This is a genomic window from Pseudomonas brassicacearum subsp. neoaurantiaca (genome assembly GCF_013608025.1).
Classification (GTDB): domain Bacteria; phylum Pseudomonadota; class Gammaproteobacteria; order Pseudomonadales; family Pseudomonadaceae; genus Aquipseudomonas.
The window spans coordinates 43,240-60,103 of record NZ_VDLV01000037.1 but is presented as its reverse complement, the minus strand read 5'-3'; the positions used below and the strand labels follow the sequence as shown (position 1 = coordinate 60,103).

The window sequence follows — 16,864 nt, the reverse complement described above, 5'->3', positions numbered from 1 at the left end:
AGTTTCCGTGATTATCAAAGCGCACGACAAATGCGCCTTGCGTCCATACCGTTCAGGGCATACAAGCCCGATCAATCAGCCATAGCCTCCCCCACTACCCGCTTCTTCGCTGTAACCAGCTCGACATCCCTGCCCGGCCTGGTATCCGCCGCCTTCAAATCCTTGGCAAACGTCCCATCCACCTCCCCCTTGAAGAAATTCCTGCCATAGATCAGCAGGCACAACACAACGCCAACCCCAAATGCCCAGCTCGCGCCTTTGATCGCCAGTACCGCGCCGATCACACCGGCAATGCCCAGGTCGCGCTGGCTTCTGGCTTCAAGTATTCCCAGGCGTACGCTCACGTAACCCTGGATCAGCAACGTCAGCGACAGGGCAACGCCGAGAATCGGCTGGACCAATGTGACAACCGGCAGTAAAAGGAGGCCGCTATTGGTCCCCCAGCGGAACGATCCGACACCGCCGATGATCGACTTCATCGCCTTCGGCCCGCCCTTGAAGCGCTCGATCACCACCACCAGCATCGCCGCCCATTTCGGGCCGCACATGGCGACATCCGGGCCGAAGATGCTCATGAATGCGTTGCGTGCACCGAAGATCAGGTGGGCGCGGTCGGCGTTGTAGTCGACGACTTCGTCGGTGCGGACGGTTTCAGCTTCGTCGAGGAGTGATTTCGCGCTGAGGACATCGCCGAAAACGATGATGTAGGCCGCCAGCATGGTCGGCAGCGCGGAGATGAACATCGACAGCGGCGGCATGCCCAGGCCGAACACCGTGTAGTTGTTCAACAGGCCGGCAAAATCCGGCTGGCTGATGCCCCATTGGAGGGTTGGCCATGGCGCTTCACCGAACAACGGGGCGATCACCACGGCCAACAGCACGATCGGCAAGATGCCGAGCTTGGCGAAGTTCCACCAGAAACGGTTGCGCTGCTTGAGCACGTTGAAATGTTGGGAAAAGATCAAATAGAAGGCGATACCGACCGTAATGGAAATCGTCCAGGGCAGCACATTGAACTTACCCCCGACTTGGAATACTGCGATCACCGCACTCAAGCCGGCGCCGACGATAATTCCCGATTTGATCGCCGAGGGCACATATTCCACCACTTTCTTCGCCATGCCGGTCGCCCCGAGGGCGATTGAGAAAATCCCCAGCATCAACTGGAAGGCAATCAGCGCGTGGACACGCTCCGGGCCCATCGGGAATTGCGCGCAGTAGGCCATCAACAGCGGTACCGCCGGGGTGATCCAGCCCGGCACGGTGGGATCGCCGAGCAAATGGTGCGCGAGGTACAGCAAGCCATTGAGCATCACGACGGCGAGCGCGACCTCAAAGGGCATGCCCAACAGTTCGGTCATCAGCGGAATGGCCGCCAAGTCCACGGCGCACATCAGCAAGCCCTGGAGATAGTCTGGAAGCTCGATCTTGTAGTGGATAAAGGGTAGCCGGACCTTGAAAGGACCCAGCGGGATGTAAGGGCTTTCGCTCCGTTGCGCGGGAGTGTCAGACATGGAGTTCACCTGTTTTATTGGTTTTGTACGGGCGCACGCTCCGGTAATACCGGGGTCGTGAATGACGGGAATCAATAGGCAGCGCGATAGATCTTTTCGATGTCGGCGGCGGTCAGCTTGCGCGGGTTGTTGCGCATCAGGCGGTCGATCTTGCTGGCCTCTTCGGCCATCGCGGGGATGGCATCCTCGGGCACGTTGAAACTGCGCAGACCGGACGGGATGTCCACGGCAGCACATAGATCGGCCATGGCCCTGACAGCCTGATCTGCGGCATCCTTGTCGCTCAGGTTCGCAACGCGCAGGCCCATGGCTTCGGCGATGTCGCGAAAACGCTCGACGCAGGCGGTCTTGTTCCACTCCATCACGTACGGCAGCAGCAAGGCGTTGCTGACGCCGTGGGCAATGTTGAACCGTCCGCCCAACGGGTACGCCAGCGCATGCACCGCCCCTACTCCCGCATTGCCGAACGCCATGCCGGCCATCAGGCTGGCGGTGGCCATGTCTTCCCGAGCCCGCAGGTTGGTTGGATTGGCATAAGCCTTCGGCAGCGCCTTGGCGATCAGCTTGATCGCGCCCAAGGCGATGGCATCGGTGATCGGCGAAGCGTTCACCGAAATATACGACTCGACGGCATGCACCAGCGCATCGACACCACTGGCCGCCGTCACACTGCGAGGACAGGTCAACGTCATGGCCGGACTGACCAAGGCCACGTCGGGCAGCAGGTAGTCGCTGACGATGCCCTTCTTCAACTGCGCTTGCTTGTCGGAAAAAATCGCGACGTTGGTCACTTCCGATCCGGTGCCGGCGGTCGTCGGGATGGCAATCAACGCTGGGCCTTTGCGTTTCACCAGGTCGACACCGAACAGTTCGCTCAGCGGACCGGCATGCCCGGCATACGCCGCGACGCCCTTGGCGATATCGATGGCGCTGCCGCCACCCACGGCGATCAATCCATCGTGGCCGCCCTCGTGATAAGCACGGGTGCACGCTTCAACGATGGCCACTTCAGGCTCCGGTTTGACCTGATCGAAAATGCCGTAGGGGCGATCGCCGAGCTGCGCCAGCGCGAGGCCAACGGTGCCGGAATTCACCAGGATGACGTCTGTGACGATCAGCGGATTCTTGACCTCGAGGCGCGTCAGCTCTGCGCATAGCTGTTCGACAGCGCCAGGTCCGGTAATCAATTTGTTAGCGATTTTGAATGCGGAGATATTCATCGGGCTCGTCCAGTTGATGTTGTTTTATTGGAAGACGTGCCACGGGAGATAGCGAAAGGCGTGCCAATGCCCACAAAGCCCTTGTTGCACTGGGCTTTGCGGGATTTTCACGAAAGCAGGAGGGTTTTTATCGACCAGCGCCGATTAGTTTTCTGATCGATTTATCCGGGGCCGATCAGAATCCTAATCAGACTGTTCCCAGCGTTTCATTTTCTGCACCACCGTTGCTTGGCTCACTCCCAGCGCCTTGGCCGCAAGGCGCGTGGTCTTGTGCGCAAGCAGCGCGGCGCGAATCGCACTGCGCTCGGCATTTTCCAATACCTTGCGCAGCGGCAGGCCAGTGTCACTGGCGTTGGATGGACTGAGGTCGAGGATCTCTTCCGGCATATCAAGCGCCTCGACGGTCCCGGTCTGATTGGTCACCACCAGCCGCTCGACCAGGTTGATCAACTCGCGGATATTGCCGGGCCAGTCGTAGTCGCACATCAGGTCGAGGGCTTCGAGACTCCATTGGACTTGGCGTTCATAACGGCTGTTGAACCTGTCGAGGTAGTAGTTCAGCAGCGGCGCGATTTCCTCGCGACGCTCACGCAGTGCCGGAATGTGGATCGGCACCACGTTGAGCCGGTAATACAAGTCAGCCCGAAAGCGCCCCTGCGCCACCTGCTGTTTGAGGTCATGGTGGGTGGCGCTGATGATGCGCACATCGACCTCCTTCAGCTCCAGGCCGCCCACCGGAATGAAGCGGTTTTCTTCGATCACCTTGAGCAGCTTGACCTGCACCGGCAACGGCAAATCGCCGATTTCATCGAGAAACAACGTGCCGTGGTGGGCCAGCTCCAGCAGGCCTCGCTTGCCTTTGGGACCGGCGCCGGTGAACGCTCCGGACACATAACCAAACAGCTCGGCTTCGATCAGGTTTTCGGGCAGCGCGCCGCAATTGAGTGCGAGAAAGGGTTCGCTGGCTCGCGGGCTGGCGTTATGGATGAACTGCGCGACGAGGGTCTTGCCGACACCGGTTTCACCTTGGAGCAAGACCTTGACCGTGCTGTTGGCAACCTGGCGGGCCAGCGAGAGAACGCGGCCGGACATCTCCTGATCGGCCATCAGCGGCGAACGCAGGAGGTTGTCCCGTTGGCCGGCATGGAGTTTCGCGGTGCTGTTGCGCAGTTGCTTAAGCTGTTGCAACTCATCGCGTTCATGCTTCATGCGCAGCAGTTCCGTCATGTCGCGCACGGTACTGACCACGTATGAGATCCGCTTTTCAGCATCGAGAATCGGCGTGGCGCTGACCAGCAGTTTCTTGCCCTGGCTCAGGCTCTGCATCACCGACACCGGCCGACCGCCCTGCAATACCCGCAAGGTGGCCGATTGCGAAATGACGCCCTCCTTCACCAGTTCCTGCATGGATCGACCGATGAGATCCCCGCCGCTGAGCCCGGTCAGGCGCTCATAGGCTTGATTGACCTTCAACGTCTTGCCGTCGCCATCGGTGATGTAGACGCCGTCATGCAAAGCGTTGAGCAGTTCTTCGAAACTGGCGTCGTTGAGGTTCACCGGGGACATTCCTTCCTGGGGGCGTGACCATCAAGTGTAAACGTAGAGCCGCGGTTTGAGGCGACACAAACGATTGGCGCCGTGCCAGACGTGATTCAGCCGACTGGAACTCGCCTAGCGAGGAGGCTCAACAGCAATGCTGGCCTGATTGCCACACTCAGTCAGTAGCACGTCGACATCGATAAACTGCTTGATGACAGCAGCATTCGGGCGGTACGAAGCACCTGCCCTCCTCCCTGGGTGCCGTCTATCAGAATCAGATCCTGGTCCATCGATCAGCCCTTCACACAAACGACTTGGCGCAAGGTATGGACCACCTCAACCAGGTCACGCTGGGCCGCCATTACCGCGTCGATGTCTTTGTAAGCCATCGGGATTTCGTCGATGACGGCCTCATCCTTGCGGCACTCGACATGGGCGGTCGCCCGAACCTGGTCCTCGACGGTGAACACCGCTTTTGCCTTGGTACGGCTCATCACTCGGCCTGCACCGTGTGAGCAACTGCAGAATGCCTCTTCGTTTCCCAGTCCGCGCACAATGAAACTCTTCGCGCCCATCGACCCGGGAATGATCCCCATCTGCCCCTTCTGCGCAGAGACGGCGCCTTTGCGGGTCAGCAGGATGTCCTCTCCGAAGTAGGTGCCCCGCTCCACATAGTTGTGATGGCAATCGACGGCGATCAGCCGGGACTCGAAAGGCTTGTTGATGATCGATCGCACTGCGTCGAGCACCGTGAGCATCATGACCGCGCGGTTCTGCTGGGCGAAATCCTGGGCCCATTCAACCGCCTCGACGTAGTCATCGAAGCTCGATGTGCCTTCGCGCAGGTAGGCCAGGTCCCGGTCAGGCAAGTTCACCATGTGCTTGCGCATTTCCTCGCGGGCCTTCTCGATGAAATAGGTACCGATCATGTTCCCTACGCCACGGGAACCGGTGTGAAGCATCACCCAGACATGGTCGGCTTCATCCAGGCACACCTCGACGAAATGGTTGCCGGTGCCCAACGTTCCGAGGTGTTTGCGGTTGTTGGTTTTTTTCAGGCGCGGGTGTTTGTCGGTGATGAGGTCAAACCGGCCTTCAAGCGCCGACCAAGCCTGATCGACAATCTGCGGCGTGGTCTCCCAGGCGCCTTTGTCACGGCCGTTGCGCCCGGAAGTGCGTCCGTGCGGAACAGCTTTCTCGATGGCCGTACGCAGGCCAAACAGGTTATCGGGAAGATCGGTGGCGCGAAGCGAGGTGCGCACTGCCGACATTCCGCACCCGAGGTCGACCCCGACGGCTGCGGGAATGACCGCGCCCTTGGTCGGGATCACACTGCCGATCGTCGAGCCCTTCCCCAAGTGAACATCGGGCATGACTGCCATGTGCTTGAACACGAACGGCATCTGCGCAGTGTTCATCAACTGTTGCCTGGCCTCCGGCTCAACCGGTACGCCACGGGTCCACATCTTGATGGGCTTGCCGTTTTCGACTTCAAGCAGTTGGTAGGTTTGAGTGGTCATTGTTTCGCTCCTGTTTTTTTGTGTGGGAGCTCCATAGCGAGCGGCGTGCCAATTTTGATCGTTGGTGAGTCACGAATTACTTATCTCATTGATTTTCAAATGTTTACTGCTTATACCCTCGTGCCTACTCCACCGCCTCAACCACACCCTGATCCTCACCCAGAAACCCGCCACTCTGGTGATGCCAAAGCCGCGCATAGGTCCCATTCTTCCCAAGCAACTCAGCGTGGGTGCCTTGCTCGATGATTCGCCCTTCATCCATGACGATGAGCCTGTCCATGGCCGCAATAGTCGACAATCGGTGGGCAATGGCGATCACGGTCTTGCCCTTCATCATCTCATCGAGGCTTTCCTGGATCGCAACTTCGACTTCTGAATCCAGCGCGCTGGTGGCCTCGTCCAGCAGTAGGATCGGGGCATTCTTGAGCATTACACGGGCGATTGCGATGCGTTGACGCTGGCCGCCGGACAGCTTTATGCCGCGCTCGCCCACAAGGGTGTCGTAGCCGGAGTGGCCTTGCTTGTCGCTCAGTTGACGGATGAATCCGTCGGCTTGGGCGCTGGCGGCGGCGCTGCGGATTTGTTCGTCCGTCGCGTCAGGGCGGCCATAGGCGATGTTGTCGCGGATGGAACGGTGCAACAGCGAAGTATCCTGGGTGACCATGCCGATGGCGCTGCGCAGGCTGTCCTGGGTGACATGGGCGATATTCTGCCCGTCGATCCGGATCTCGCCGCTGTCCACGTCGTAGAAGCGCAGCAGCAAGTTGATCAGCGTGGATTTGCCGGCACCGGAGCGGCCCACCAGGCCGATCTTTTCCCCCGGGCGAATGCTCAGGCTCAGGCCATCGAGGACCTGGCGTTCACCGTTGTAGTTGAATCTCACGTTATCGAACGTTACCGCACCGCCGGTGGTGGCCAGCACGCCGGCGTCCGGCGCGTCTTGCACCTTGGGTCCGCGAGTCAAGGTCGCCATGCCATCCTGCACGGTGCCGATATTCTCGAACAGCGAGGTCATTTGCCACATGATCCAGTGCGACATGCCGTTGATGCGCAACGCCATCGCTGTGATCGCGGCGACGGCGCCTGTGCCCACTTCGCCTTGATGCCACAGCCACAGGGCATAACCGCCTGAACCCATGATCAACCCGACCACCAGTGCCTGGTTGACGATCTCGAACTGGCTGACCAAGCGCATCTGGCGAAAACCGGTCTGCTTGAAATCCTCCATGGCGGCGCGGGCGAAATGCGCTTCGCGCTTGGAATGGGAAAACAGCTTCACCGTGGTGATGTTGGTGTAGGCGTCGGAGATACGCCCGGTCATGGATGATCGCGCGTTGGCCTGTTCCTGCCCGACTTTCTCAAGGCGCGGCACGAAGTAGCGCATGGCAATGCCGAACAAGACCATCCAGGCAATGAAAGGCAGCATCAGCTTCAAATCAAATCCGCCGGCCAACGCGATGATTGCGATGAAGTACACCCCGATCCCCGGAATGATCTCGATGAGGGTGAACAGCACCTCGCGCACCGACAGCGCCGTCTGCATCACTTTGGTGGTGACCCGGCCGGAGAACTCGTCGGAGAAGAAGGACAGGCTTTGTCGCAGCATCAGTCGATGAAAATCCCAGCGCAGCCGCAACGGCAGGTTGATCGCCAATACCTGATGCTGAACCATCGTACGCAACGCGACCAGGCCAATGCTGGTGACGAGCATGATGCCGATGCCCCACAACACACGGCTTTCCTGTCCGGCCGCATCGCCACCCGACTGCCAGGTCGAGAGCAGGTCCACCACTTGCCCGAGAAAAGAAAACAGCCAGGCTTCGTAGATCGACACACCGGCGCTGAGCAGCGCGAACGCAAGGATGTAGCCGCGAGCGCCCCGGGTGCAGGCCCACAGGAACCGGGCCAGACCGTCAGGCGGTGGCGGGACTTCGTCGGGCGGGAAAGGGTCGAGCCGTTGTTCGAATGCGTGAAGCATGGTGGTCTCCAAAACGATCTGACTGGGAGATTCTGGCATTTAACGCTGGGTTTGAGGACTTTCGAGGGCCATCAGCTTATGTGCTTAGGCCATCCGTCCTATAGGCAGTTTCCGGGAATGACTGCTATAACCAATCCCAGACGCTATCTGCACGTAAAAGGAGTTTTGCGTGCGCGCTTTGAATTGATTTCGAGACCGATAGGGAGATCGCCTCAGTGGTGGATGTTCTTCGATTAGATCAAAACGCCACGTTCCTGCACGCCACCCAGCTGATTACCGAGCCGTTGCGACCGAGCAACTGGGCCTTCGCGGTCATCCGCGCGGCTTGGAAGCCGTGATGGCAATCACTCAGAACAATCGCCTGGTCCAGGTCGACAGTCCCCTCGGCGCGGACATCCTGTTGTTGCAAGGCATGGATGGCAGCGAAGAGCTGGGCCGGTTGTTCCACTACGAATTGGACCTCACCTCGGAAAACCGGGCGATCCAGTTCGATCAATTGCTCGGCAAGCCGATGGGCCTGACCCTCGAGCTTTACGACGGCGGCACACGCTACTTCCACGGCATCGTCAGCAATTGCCGACAGCTGACGGGCCACGGCCAATTTGCCGGTTACCGCGTCAGCCTGCGTCCTTGGTTCTGGTTGCTCACGCGCACCTCCGATTGCCGGATTTTCCAGAACAAGACCGTGCCTGACATCATCAAGCAGGTGTTTCGCGACCTCGGTTTCTCGGACTTCGAAGACAGCCTGAGCGGCAGCTACCGCGAGTGGGAATATTGCGTGCAGTACCGCGAGACCAGCTTCGACTTTGTCAGTCGGCTGATGGAGCAGGAAGGCATCTATTATTACTTTCGCCATGAAAAGGCCCGTCATGTGCTGGTCCTGGCCGACGCCTACGGTGCGCACTCCACGGCGGCGGACTATGCCTCGGTGCCCTTCTACCCGCCCGATCGGCAGATGCGCGAGCGCGACCATTTTTATGATTGGCAAATGGCCCGAGAGGTGCAGCCTGGTTCGCTGGCGCTGAACGACTACGACTTCTTGCGTCCCCGCGCCAGCCTCGAGGTGCGCTCCAGTGTTCCGCGCAATCACACTCACGGCGAATACCCGCTCTATGACTATCCCGGTGAATACGTCCAAAGTAATGACGGCGACCACTACGCGCGTACCCGTATCGAAGCCATTCACAGCCAGTTCGAGCGCGTGCAGTTGCGCGGTCGCGCCCGCGGGCTGGGCTGCGGCCATTTGTTCACGTTGACCGGCTACGACCGCGCGGACCAGAACCGCGAATACCTGGTAGTCATCGCCCGCTATCAGATCCGCCAGGAGGCCTATGAAAGCGGCCAACCGGACCTGGCCGAGCAATTCGTCAGCGAGCTGGACTGCATGGATGCCAGCGAGGTCTTCCGTCCCCTGCCCCTCACACCTATGCCCATCGTTCGCGGCCCTCAGACGGCCGTGGTGGTCGGGCCCAGTGGCGAAGAGATCTGGACCGATCAATACGGCCGGGTAAAAGTGCACTTCCATTGGGATCGTCATGACCAGTCGAACGAAAACAGCTCCTGCTGGATTCGCGTGTCCCAGGCCTGGGCTGGCAAGAACTGGGGATCGGTGCAGATCCCCAGGATTGGCCAGGAAGTCATCGTCAGCTTCCTCGAAGGGGATCCGGACCGGCCGATCATTACTGGCCGGGTCTACAACGCCGAGCAGACAGTGCCCTACAAGTTGCCGGCCAATGCCACCCAGAGCGGAGTGAAAAGCCGATCGAGCAAGGATGGCACCCAGGCCAACTTCAATGAAATCCGCATGGAAGACAAGAAAGGTGCGGAACAACTGTTTATCCATGCCGAGAAGAACCAGGACATCGAGGTCGAGAACGACGAGACCCATTGGGTCGGTCACGACCGCAGCAAGACCATCGACAATGACGAGACCGTGCGCGTCAAACACGACCGCACGGAAAGGGTCGACAACAACGAAACGATTTCCATCGGCGTCGACCGTACCGAGGATGTCGGCAGCAACGAAAAGATCACCATAGGCGCCAATCGCACCGAGCGCGTGGGCAGCAACGAGACCATCACCATCGGTGCGGACCGCACGGAAAAGGTCGGCGCCAACGAGAAAATCAGCATCGCCAGTAACCGTACGGAGGACGTCGGCGGCAACGAGACCATCGGCATCGCCGGCAACCGCAACGAGACCGTCCAGGGTAACGAAGGTATCGAGATCAGTGGCAACCAGAGCACTCGGATCGGCCAGAACGAATCCCGGGACGTTGCGCAAAACCGCAGCACTGGCATCAAGCAGAACGACAGCCTGGACGTAGGCCAGCATTTCTCCCTCAACGCCGGCGACTCGATCAGCCTGACCACGGGCGCGGCCAGCATCACCCTGAAGAAAGACGGCAGCATTGTGATCAGTGGCAAGAACATCACCATTGACGGCTCCGGTGCCATCAACATCAAGGCCAACAAGAACGTGGTCGTCAAAGGCCAGAAGATCCTGCAGAACTAGCCACGGAGTGGGCGTCATGAGCGTTGAATATCATCTTCCACAATCTTGCGCCGCCACTTCAGCGCGCGTCGACGGCGTGGTGATCGGCGTGCTGTTGGATGTGCCCACGGCGCAGGCGCCGGTGGTTGCTTTCCCCGGCTGCCCCACCGATGCTGGCCTTGCCGCGCGCACGACCACGCCGCTGACCCGGGAAGACATCGGTGTCCAGGTCGCCTTGATGTTCGAGGCCGGCGACCTTGCCCGACCGCTGGTGATTGGTCGCATCCAGCGCTTGCCGGACACCACGACGCCGGCTGTGGCCCACCTGGACGGCGAGCGCCTGGAGTTCTGCGCGGAGCGGGAGATTGTCCTGCGCTGTGGCAAGGCCAGCATCACCCTGACCCGCGCGGGCAAGGTGATCATCCGGGGCACCTACCTGTCCAGCCGCTCCAGCGGGGTCAACCGCATCAAGGGCGGTTCGGTGCAGATCAACTAGACAGGTAGTCGCTCGATGGAATTGCTCAACGCCAGCCAACTGCAAGTCGCCTATACCCTGGGCATGACACCCGACGGCGGCGAATCCTTGGTGGTTGTGGCCAAGGGTACGTTCGATCTGCCGCTGGATGGCCGCGCCGCAGTCCTCGCCGACATCCAGCAACCCTTGCTGATGGCCGACACCTTTCTCGGTGAGCCGGGCCTCAGCGCCCCACGCCAGGAAATGGACTTCGCCCCGTTCAAACCGTTTTGCGATGTGCTGGTGTGTGGCAAGGCCTATGCCCCAGGCGGACGGCCTGTCTCGCAACTGAATGCAGGCATTCGTGTCGGACGGGTCAGCAAAGCCTTATCGGTGCTGGGTCCACGGCAATGGCAGCCGGGATTAATGGGCCTGTCGCCCGGTTCACCCCTGGCTTTTACGGAGCAGGACATCTCCTACACCCAGGCCTTCGGCGGCTCCCGCGCCATGGTGAATGCGCCCGACATGCGCGATTGCCATCCCGACAACCCAAGCGGTTGCGGCTGGTACCCAGGTGGCACGGATGACATCGACATCATCGGCCGGCCGATGCCCAACACCGAGGAACTGGGCAAGCCCATCGACTCGCCGTCCGGCGACTTCCGCCCGATGGCCTTGGGTCCCATTGGCCGCAGCTGGCCGCAACGCGCGCGCTTCGCCGGGACGTACGACGATGCCTGGTTGGCTGACAGCTTTCCGTTTTTACCCGCGGACTTCGACAACCGCTACTTCCAGGCCGCCCCTGATGATCAGCAAACCGACTACTTGCACGGCGGCGAAGAGGTGCTGTTGCTGAACCTGACCCCGCAGGAGCGAACCAGTTTTCGCATTCCCCAGATGGACGTGCCGGTGACCTTTTTCCTGAAGAAAGGCGGCCATGAAACGGTGCCGGCGTTGATCGACACCCTGCTGATCGATACCGATGCCCGCCAGGTGCAGTTGACCTGGCGCATTGCCCGCCCGCTGCGGCGCAACATCTTTGAGATTGCTCAAGTGCTCGTCGGCACAATGCCCAAGGCCTGGTGGCGAGCTCGCGAACTTGGCAAGGATTACTATCGGTCACTCGATGCCCTGGTAAAAGCCAAGCGGACTTCCGAGGAAACGCACTGATGGCCGCCCTGTCCATTATCGGCTCGGGGATGGTCAGTGCCGTCGGCCTCAGCGCGGCGGCGAGCTGCGCGGCAATCCGCTGTGCCATCGACCACTTCCAGGAAACCCGCTTCATCGATCGTGCCGGCGAATGGATCATCGGGGCCAGCGTGCCGTTGGAACAGCCCTGGCGCGGCCGCACCAAGCTGATCAAGATGGCCGCCCGCGCCATCGCCGAGGCGTTACAAAACCTGCCTGGGATCGCCCCGGAAAAGATTCCGCTGCTGCTGGGCGTGGCTGAAGCTGAGCGTCCCGGGCGGCTGAACGGCCTCGACATGGCGCTCTTGCGTGACATCGAGGTTGAATTGGGCCTGCGCTTTCATCCCGACTCGATCGTCATTCCGAGGGGCCGGGTCAGTGCGGCCGTGGCTCTGCGCGATGCGCGAACGTTGATCTACCAGGGCGGGCATCGCCACGTGCTGGTTGCTGGCGTCGATTCGTTGCTTTGTGGCGCTACCCTGGCCGCCTTCGAGCAACGCGAACGCTTGCTGACCAGCGAGAACTCCAACGGGTTCATCCCCGGCGAAGGTGCCGCAGCGGTGGTACTCGCCGCTCCTGTCTCCGAAGAAAAGCCGCAACTGACCTGCATTGGCCTGGGTTTCGGTATGGAACAGGCCACAGTGGAAGCCGAAGACCTGCCGCTGCGCGCCGAAGGCCTGACCCAAGCCGTGCGCGCGGCCCTGGGCGAAGCCGGTTGCGGGCTTGAACAGATGGATTATCGCCTGACGGATATTTCCGGCGAACAGTACTACTTCAAGGAGGCGTCCCTGGCTCTGAGCCGCAGCCTGCGGGTGCGCAAGGAGTTCTTCCACCTCTGGCATCCAGCTGACTGCATCGGCGAAGTCGGCGCCGCCATCGGCCCGGTGATGCTTGCCGTGGCGCTGGCCGCCAGTCGCAAGGGCTACGGTGAAGGGCCGAACATCTTCTGCCATCTGGGCAACGATGCCGGCGAACGCGCCGCCGCGCTGCTAAGCTACCGGATCGTGAGGGCTGCCTGATGGCCAACGAAGTGTTTGCCAACAGCATGGAGGTTTCCTGCAAGGCGGCGGACGGCAAGTCGATCGCTTGCTTTCCGGACGTCTGCTTCACCCCACCCCAGGCGCCGCCCACCCCGCTGGGCGTGCCGATTCCCTACCCCAACACCGGCATGGCCAAGGACACGACCAAAGGCACCCGGACGGTAAAGATCACTGGCAAGGAAGTGATGCTCAAGGACAAGAGCTACTTCAAGACCAGCTATGGCGACGAGGCCGGGAACGCGCCCAAAAAGGGCATCGTCACCAGTAGGAACAAGGGCAAGGTGTACTTCACTTCCTGGTCGATGGATGTGAAGTACGAGGGCAAGAATGTCGTCCGGCACATGGACCTGACCACCCACAACCATGCATCCCAACCCGGCAATACGGTGCCTTGGCCTTATTCGGACAGAATGGACATCGCCAAGGACCTGGCGCAGTGCGAGGGGGAAAGGAAACGGGTGAAAAAGGCGTGCGACACCAGCAAGAAAGTGGTCTGCCCGGATACCAAAACGCTGAAAGACGCGCTCAAGACACGCAACGCCGCCAAGAAAAAATCGGGCGATGGTTTTTCAGATGATCCTGCGTATATGGCTGCCCATACTGGCGTTCTCAAGGAGTACTCCTCCTTGGCCAAGACCATCAACGCTGATCCTTGCCAAAAGGCCCTGCGCTGTTTTCTTGCCCCGTACAAGCCCAACAGATGTTGCCCGGGACAAACCGGAGATCACCTAATCGATTCGGCCTCCTTCACCGACGGCCCGGCCTTCGCGGGCCAGCCCAGGAACCAGCACCCGACAAAAACCGGCTGGAGCAAATATGAGACCGACAAGGCCCCGGTCATGTGCGTGGAGGGCCCGAACCAGACCACGGCCACCCATGGCCAGATGCATACTCGGCGTGGCGTGGTAGCCCTGAAAGAGGCTGACGCGAAAGGCGAGTGGCCAAGGTCCACGGCCACGGCTACAGGGGCCAAGGCAGCCAGGAAAACCTTTCCGGACTCCAAGTGTTCCCAAAAATGCCTGGAAGCTCAGTTGAACAGTTACCACGACCAGGCGAAGGGCCCAGGCAAGGAGAAACCGATCAATGCCAGGGCTTCGATGACTAGTAACCAGCATGAGCGTGACAAGGCCATCAGCGAGATGTGCCCTGAAAGTCCGAACCCTTAACACCAATCGTACAAGGATGAGACCCATATGGATCCTCGTGACCCGCGCCTCAGCGGACTCAGCATAACGACTGGGGTCGTTCGACACTCAGGCCTCTACTATTTAATGACCACGAACGACCTTTCCATCAGCGAGGGCTACACCGGTTCAATACTGTTCACCCTGTATCGTGGAACTTTGTACGCCGGCACTGTGCCGTGGCTTGCTTGCTCCGGAACGGTTTGCCATGTGCCAGCAGAGCGTCACTTGATGCTGGGCGTTGATGGATCAGTCGAAGCCAGCGGCGCAGGCACCAAGACTGAAGAGGCGATCGCAAAATCTGGATTCGAACCCGCCAAACGCGGCCCCCTCCGCGAGATCCGCGGCATTTCCAAAGGTCGCGCCTACGCCGTGGGGACTTGCCGCCAAGCCTACGTGCGCGACGGCGAAGACCAATGGCGATGCATCGACCAGAGCGCCCAGGTCGGTGACACGCCCATCACCGACACCAGCTTCGAATCCATTGACGGTTTCAGCGAGCAGGAAATCTACACCGTCGGCTGGGAAGGCGAAATCTGGAAGTACGACGGCAGCGTCTTCACCCAGCAGAACAGTCCGACCAACCTGGCGCTGTACAAGGTGCGCTGCGCGCCGGACGGTTTTGCCTATGCTTGCGGCCAGCTCGGGACCTTGCTGCGTGGCCGCAATGATCAATGGGAAGTGATCGAGCACGACAGCACCCGGGAAGACCTGTGGGGCATGGAGTATTTCCAGGGCCAGTTGTATGTGTCTTCCACCCATTTCGTCTACCGACTGGAGGGTGACACGCTCAAGCCCGTCGACTTCGGAGATGACGCGCCGGGCACGTGTTATCACCTGAGTGCGGCAGACGGGATCCTGTGGTCCATCGGTCCGAAGGACGTCATGGAATTCGATGGTTCGAACTGGAAGCGGTGCCTGCAAATTGATTGATCAGGCCAAATTTCCTGTCCGGATCGAAAGCCCATGAACACGTTGCCCGTGATCCTTGACCTGCACGTAGAAGAAGTTGGATTTCTGGTGGTCTTGCGCGACGACGCATTGCGCGCGCCCCACTACGACCTGGATGAACTGGGCACGTTGGAAGATCGCATCGAAGCACACCTCGATGGCCTGCGCGTCGCCGGGCCGCGCGGACTTGAAGCGCTTTTGGAGCAGCTTGGCCCGCACGCCATCGGCGAGATGTTCGCCAGCGTGGTGTTGGCCTTCGAAACGGCCGACGGGAAGGTGTTATCGCGGCTCAGCGAGCATTTGCGAAGCGCCGGGGATACAGAACGTGGTTATCTGATGGCTTTGGGCTGGCTGGACTGGGCGCGCGTATCGCCCTGGATCGACCGCATGCTCGCTGCTCCAGAGCCACTGTTTCGCCGCCTGGGCCTGGCGGCGTGTGGCATGCATCATCACGACCCTGGCCCTGCTCTGCTGGCCGGACTGTCCGATGTCGACCCAAGCGTGCTTGCACGTGCCGCCCGCACCGCCGGCGAGTTGCGCCGGCAGGACCTGTTGCCGGTCATTCGGCTCCATCGACTGCATCAGCACCCAGCCACGCGCTTCTGGTCCAGCTGGGCGGCGGCGCAAATGGGCGATCAGCAAGCCCTAGAACCGCTGCGGCAGTTCGCCGAGCAGCCAGGTGAATTTCAATATCGCGCAATCTGTGTGCTGCTGGCCTGGCAGGCGCGCGAACCGAGCATCGCCTGGATACGCCAATTGGTACAGGATCCCCGGCAGCGGCGCATCGGCATCCAGGCCCTTGGGCTGTTGGGCGATCCGGTCAGCGTGCCGTGGTTGATCCAGCACATGGCCGACGTGCCTTATGCACGTGTCGCTGGCGAAGCCTTCAGCCTGATCACCGGAGCCGACCTGGCCCTGCTCGATCTGGAGCTACACGTCTTGCCGGATTTCGATGCGGGCCCGAACGATGACCCCGAAGATCCGCATGTCCTCATGGACCCCGATGAGAACCTGCCCTGGCCAAACCCCGTGTGTGTCGATGCCTGGTGGCAGGCCAATGGCGGAAACTTCCAAGTGGGGACTCGCTACATCTTGGGACAGGCGCAAAACGAAAGCAGTTTTGTGCAGGCGCTGGTCCATGGCCAGCAGCGTCAGCGCATTGCCGCCGCCTGCGGTCTCGCACGGTTTCGACCGAGTGAGATGTTGTTTCCAACCAGTGCACCGGCCTGGCGACAAAAGTGCTTGTTGGCCGCGGTGGACACGTCCGGACGGTAATCTGCGTTGCAACGTCGTCAGCGACTGAGGGCCACGTCACTCATATCTGTCGCCCCAGCAGGTCGAGCGTCCTGCGATCTGGCTCCCCCGAATAGAACTGATCGAGTGCCTGTTGATACAGAGGAGATCCCGATTCGGCGCTGAGGAACAGCGTAAGGCAGGAACGAAACTTCAAATCATCAGGTGAGCCGAATATCCGCTCGGCACTGGTGCCACTGTGTTGCAAGACCGTCTTGACGGCCTCCTCCAGTCGGGGGCCAAGCACCTCGTGTTGCAGGTATGCGCGAGCCTCGGCAAGGCCGGAGATCGCGAAGAGACTGGCCATTTCGGAACGGCCAAGCCCTTGCAGTTGCGGGAAGATGAACCACATCCAGTGACTCCGCTTCCGGCCAGCATGCAGTTCGTCCATGACGCGACTGAACAACGGACGCTGCGCCTCGACGAAACGCGCAAGGTTGTAAGGGTCTTGCATGATCGATCCTTCCCCGTCGTTGAGTGGCTGGCAAA

At 60.5% G+C, this 16,864-nt stretch carries 13 protein-coding genes; 7 read left to right on the top strand and 6 right to left on the bottom strand.

All coding sequences use genetic code 11. From position 1 onward, the window contains the following. Window positions 1-71: 71 nt before the first annotated feature. The 5 genes from FHK92_RS19720 to FHK92_RS19700 all read right to left on the bottom strand — a co-directional run bounded on the left by FHK92_RS19720 (window position 72) and on the right by FHK92_RS19700 (window position 7,771). Window positions 72-1,514, bottom strand: a complete 1,443-nt coding sequence (locus FHK92_RS19720; RefSeq protein WP_181289524.1) for a hypothetical protein — start codon at window positions 1,512-1,514, stop codon at window positions 72-74. A gap of 71 nt (window positions 1,515-1,585) precedes the next feature. Further along, window positions 1,586-2,734, bottom strand: a complete 1,149-nt coding sequence (locus FHK92_RS19715) for an iron-containing alcohol dehydrogenase (protein WP_181289523.1) — start codon at window positions 2,732-2,734, stop codon at window positions 1,586-1,588. A gap of 183 nt (window positions 2,735-2,917) precedes the next feature. Continuing rightward, on the bottom strand, window positions 2,918-4,291 hold the full coding sequence (locus FHK92_RS19710; RefSeq protein ID WP_181289522.1) for a sigma-54 interaction domain-containing protein: 1,374 nt from the start codon (window positions 4,289-4,291) through the stop codon (window positions 2,918-2,920). Between the two features lie 275 nt (window positions 4,292-4,566). Then, window positions 4,567-5,793, bottom strand: coding sequence for an RtcB family protein (locus tag FHK92_RS19705; RefSeq protein ID WP_181289521.1), 1,227 nt, complete (start codon window positions 5,791-5,793; stop codon window positions 4,567-4,569). Window positions 5,794-5,917: 124 nt separating this feature from the next. After that, a complete protein-coding gene (locus FHK92_RS19700) occupies window positions 5,918-7,771 on the bottom strand; it encodes an ABC transporter ATP-binding protein (protein ID WP_181289520.1) in 1,854 nt (617 codons plus the stop codon). A 337-nt stretch (window positions 7,772-8,108) separates the two neighbouring features. Between FHK92_RS19700 and FHK92_RS19695 the strand changes: the two genes are divergently transcribed. The 7 genes from FHK92_RS19695 to FHK92_RS19665 all read left to right on the top strand — a co-directional run bounded on the left by FHK92_RS19695 (window position 8,109) and on the right by FHK92_RS19665 (window position 16,357). Then, window positions 8,109-10,286 carry a type VI secretion system Vgr family protein gene (locus FHK92_RS19695; protein WP_181289519.1) on the top strand — a complete coding sequence of 726 codons (2,178 nt, stop codon included), beginning with the start codon at window positions 8,109-8,111 and terminating at the stop codon, window positions 10,284-10,286. A gap of 16 nt (window positions 10,287-10,302) precedes the next feature. Continuing rightward, the gene (locus FHK92_RS19690; RefSeq protein WP_181289518.1) at window positions 10,303-10,761 is read left to right on the top strand and encodes a DUF6484 domain-containing protein; all 459 of its coding nucleotides are present in this window, start codon (window positions 10,303-10,305) and stop codon (window positions 10,759-10,761) included. Between the two features lie 15 nt (window positions 10,762-10,776). Next, window positions 10,777-11,889, top strand: coding sequence for a DUF2169 family type VI secretion system accessory protein (locus FHK92_RS19685; protein ID WP_181289517.1), 1,113 nt, complete (start codon window positions 10,777-10,779; stop codon window positions 11,887-11,889). Beyond that, window positions 11,886-12,926, top strand: coding sequence for a beta-ketoacyl synthase N-terminal-like domain-containing protein (locus FHK92_RS19680; RefSeq protein ID WP_181289616.1), 1,041 nt, complete (start codon window positions 11,886-11,888; stop codon window positions 12,924-12,926). The genes FHK92_RS19685 and FHK92_RS19680 overlap by 4 nt, the downstream gene beginning before the upstream one ends. Continuing rightward, window positions 12,926-14,113 (top strand): PAAR-like domain-containing protein, encoded by a 1,188-nt coding sequence (locus FHK92_RS19675; protein WP_181289516.1) that lies wholly within the window; start codon window positions 12,926-12,928, stop codon window positions 14,111-14,113. Before FHK92_RS19680 ends, FHK92_RS19675 begins: the two co-directional genes overlap by 1 nt. A gap of 105 nt (window positions 14,114-14,218) precedes the next feature. After that, window positions 14,219-15,064, top strand: a complete 846-nt coding sequence (locus FHK92_RS19670; RefSeq protein ID WP_258232693.1) for a hypothetical protein — start codon at window positions 14,219-14,221, stop codon at window positions 15,062-15,064. Between the two features lie 33 nt (window positions 15,065-15,097). Further along, window positions 15,098-16,357 (top strand): TIGR02270 family protein, encoded by a 1,260-nt coding sequence (locus FHK92_RS19665; protein ID WP_181289515.1) that lies wholly within the window; start codon window positions 15,098-15,100, stop codon window positions 16,355-16,357. A gap of 40 nt (window positions 16,358-16,397) precedes the next feature. On the opposite strand, the gene FHK92_RS19660 is transcribed toward FHK92_RS19665, so the two are convergent. Next, window positions 16,398-16,829, bottom strand: a complete 432-nt coding sequence (locus tag FHK92_RS19660; RefSeq protein WP_181289514.1) for a DUF1810 domain-containing protein — start codon at window positions 16,827-16,829, stop codon at window positions 16,398-16,400. Window positions 16,830-16,864: the final 35 nt, after the last annotated feature.

Bases quoted from the DNA above. Each gene is read 5' to 3' on its own strand.
- FHK92_RS19720 (WP_181289524.1), bottom strand. From the start codon at position 1,514: ATGTCTGACACTCCCGCGCAACGGAGCGAAAGCCCTTACATCCCGCTG.
- FHK92_RS19715 (WP_181289523.1), bottom strand. From the start codon at position 2,734: ATGAATATCTCCGCATTCAAAATCGCTAACAAATTGATTACCGGACCT.
- FHK92_RS19705 (WP_181289521.1), bottom strand. From the start codon at position 5,793: ATGACCACTCAAACCTACCAACTGCTTGAAGTCGAAAACGGCAAGCCC.
- FHK92_RS19700 (WP_181289520.1), bottom strand. From the start codon at position 7,771: ATGCTTCACGCATTCGAACAACGGCTCGACCCTTTCCCGCCCGACGAA.
- FHK92_RS19695 (WP_181289519.1), top strand. From the start codon at position 8,109: ATGGCAATCACTCAGAACAATCGCCTGGTCCAGGTCGACAGTCCCCTC.
- FHK92_RS19690 (WP_181289518.1), top strand. From the start codon at position 10,303: ATGAGCGTTGAATATCATCTTCCACAATCTTGCGCCGCCACTTCAGCG.
- FHK92_RS19685 (WP_181289517.1), top strand. From the start codon at position 10,777: ATGGAATTGCTCAACGCCAGCCAACTGCAAGTCGCCTATACCCTGGGC.
- FHK92_RS19675 (WP_181289516.1), top strand. From the start codon at position 12,926: ATGGCCAACGAAGTGTTTGCCAACAGCATGGAGGTTTCCTGCAAGGCG.
- FHK92_RS19670 (WP_258232693.1), top strand. From the start codon at position 14,219: ATGACCACGAACGACCTTTCCATCAGCGAGGGCTACACCGGTTCAATA.
- FHK92_RS19665 (WP_181289515.1), top strand. From the start codon at position 15,098: ATGAACACGTTGCCCGTGATCCTTGACCTGCACGTAGAAGAAGTTGGA.
- FHK92_RS19660 (WP_181289514.1), bottom strand. From the start codon at position 16,829: ATGCAAGACCCTTACAACCTTGCGCGTTTCGTCGAGGCGCAGCGTCCG.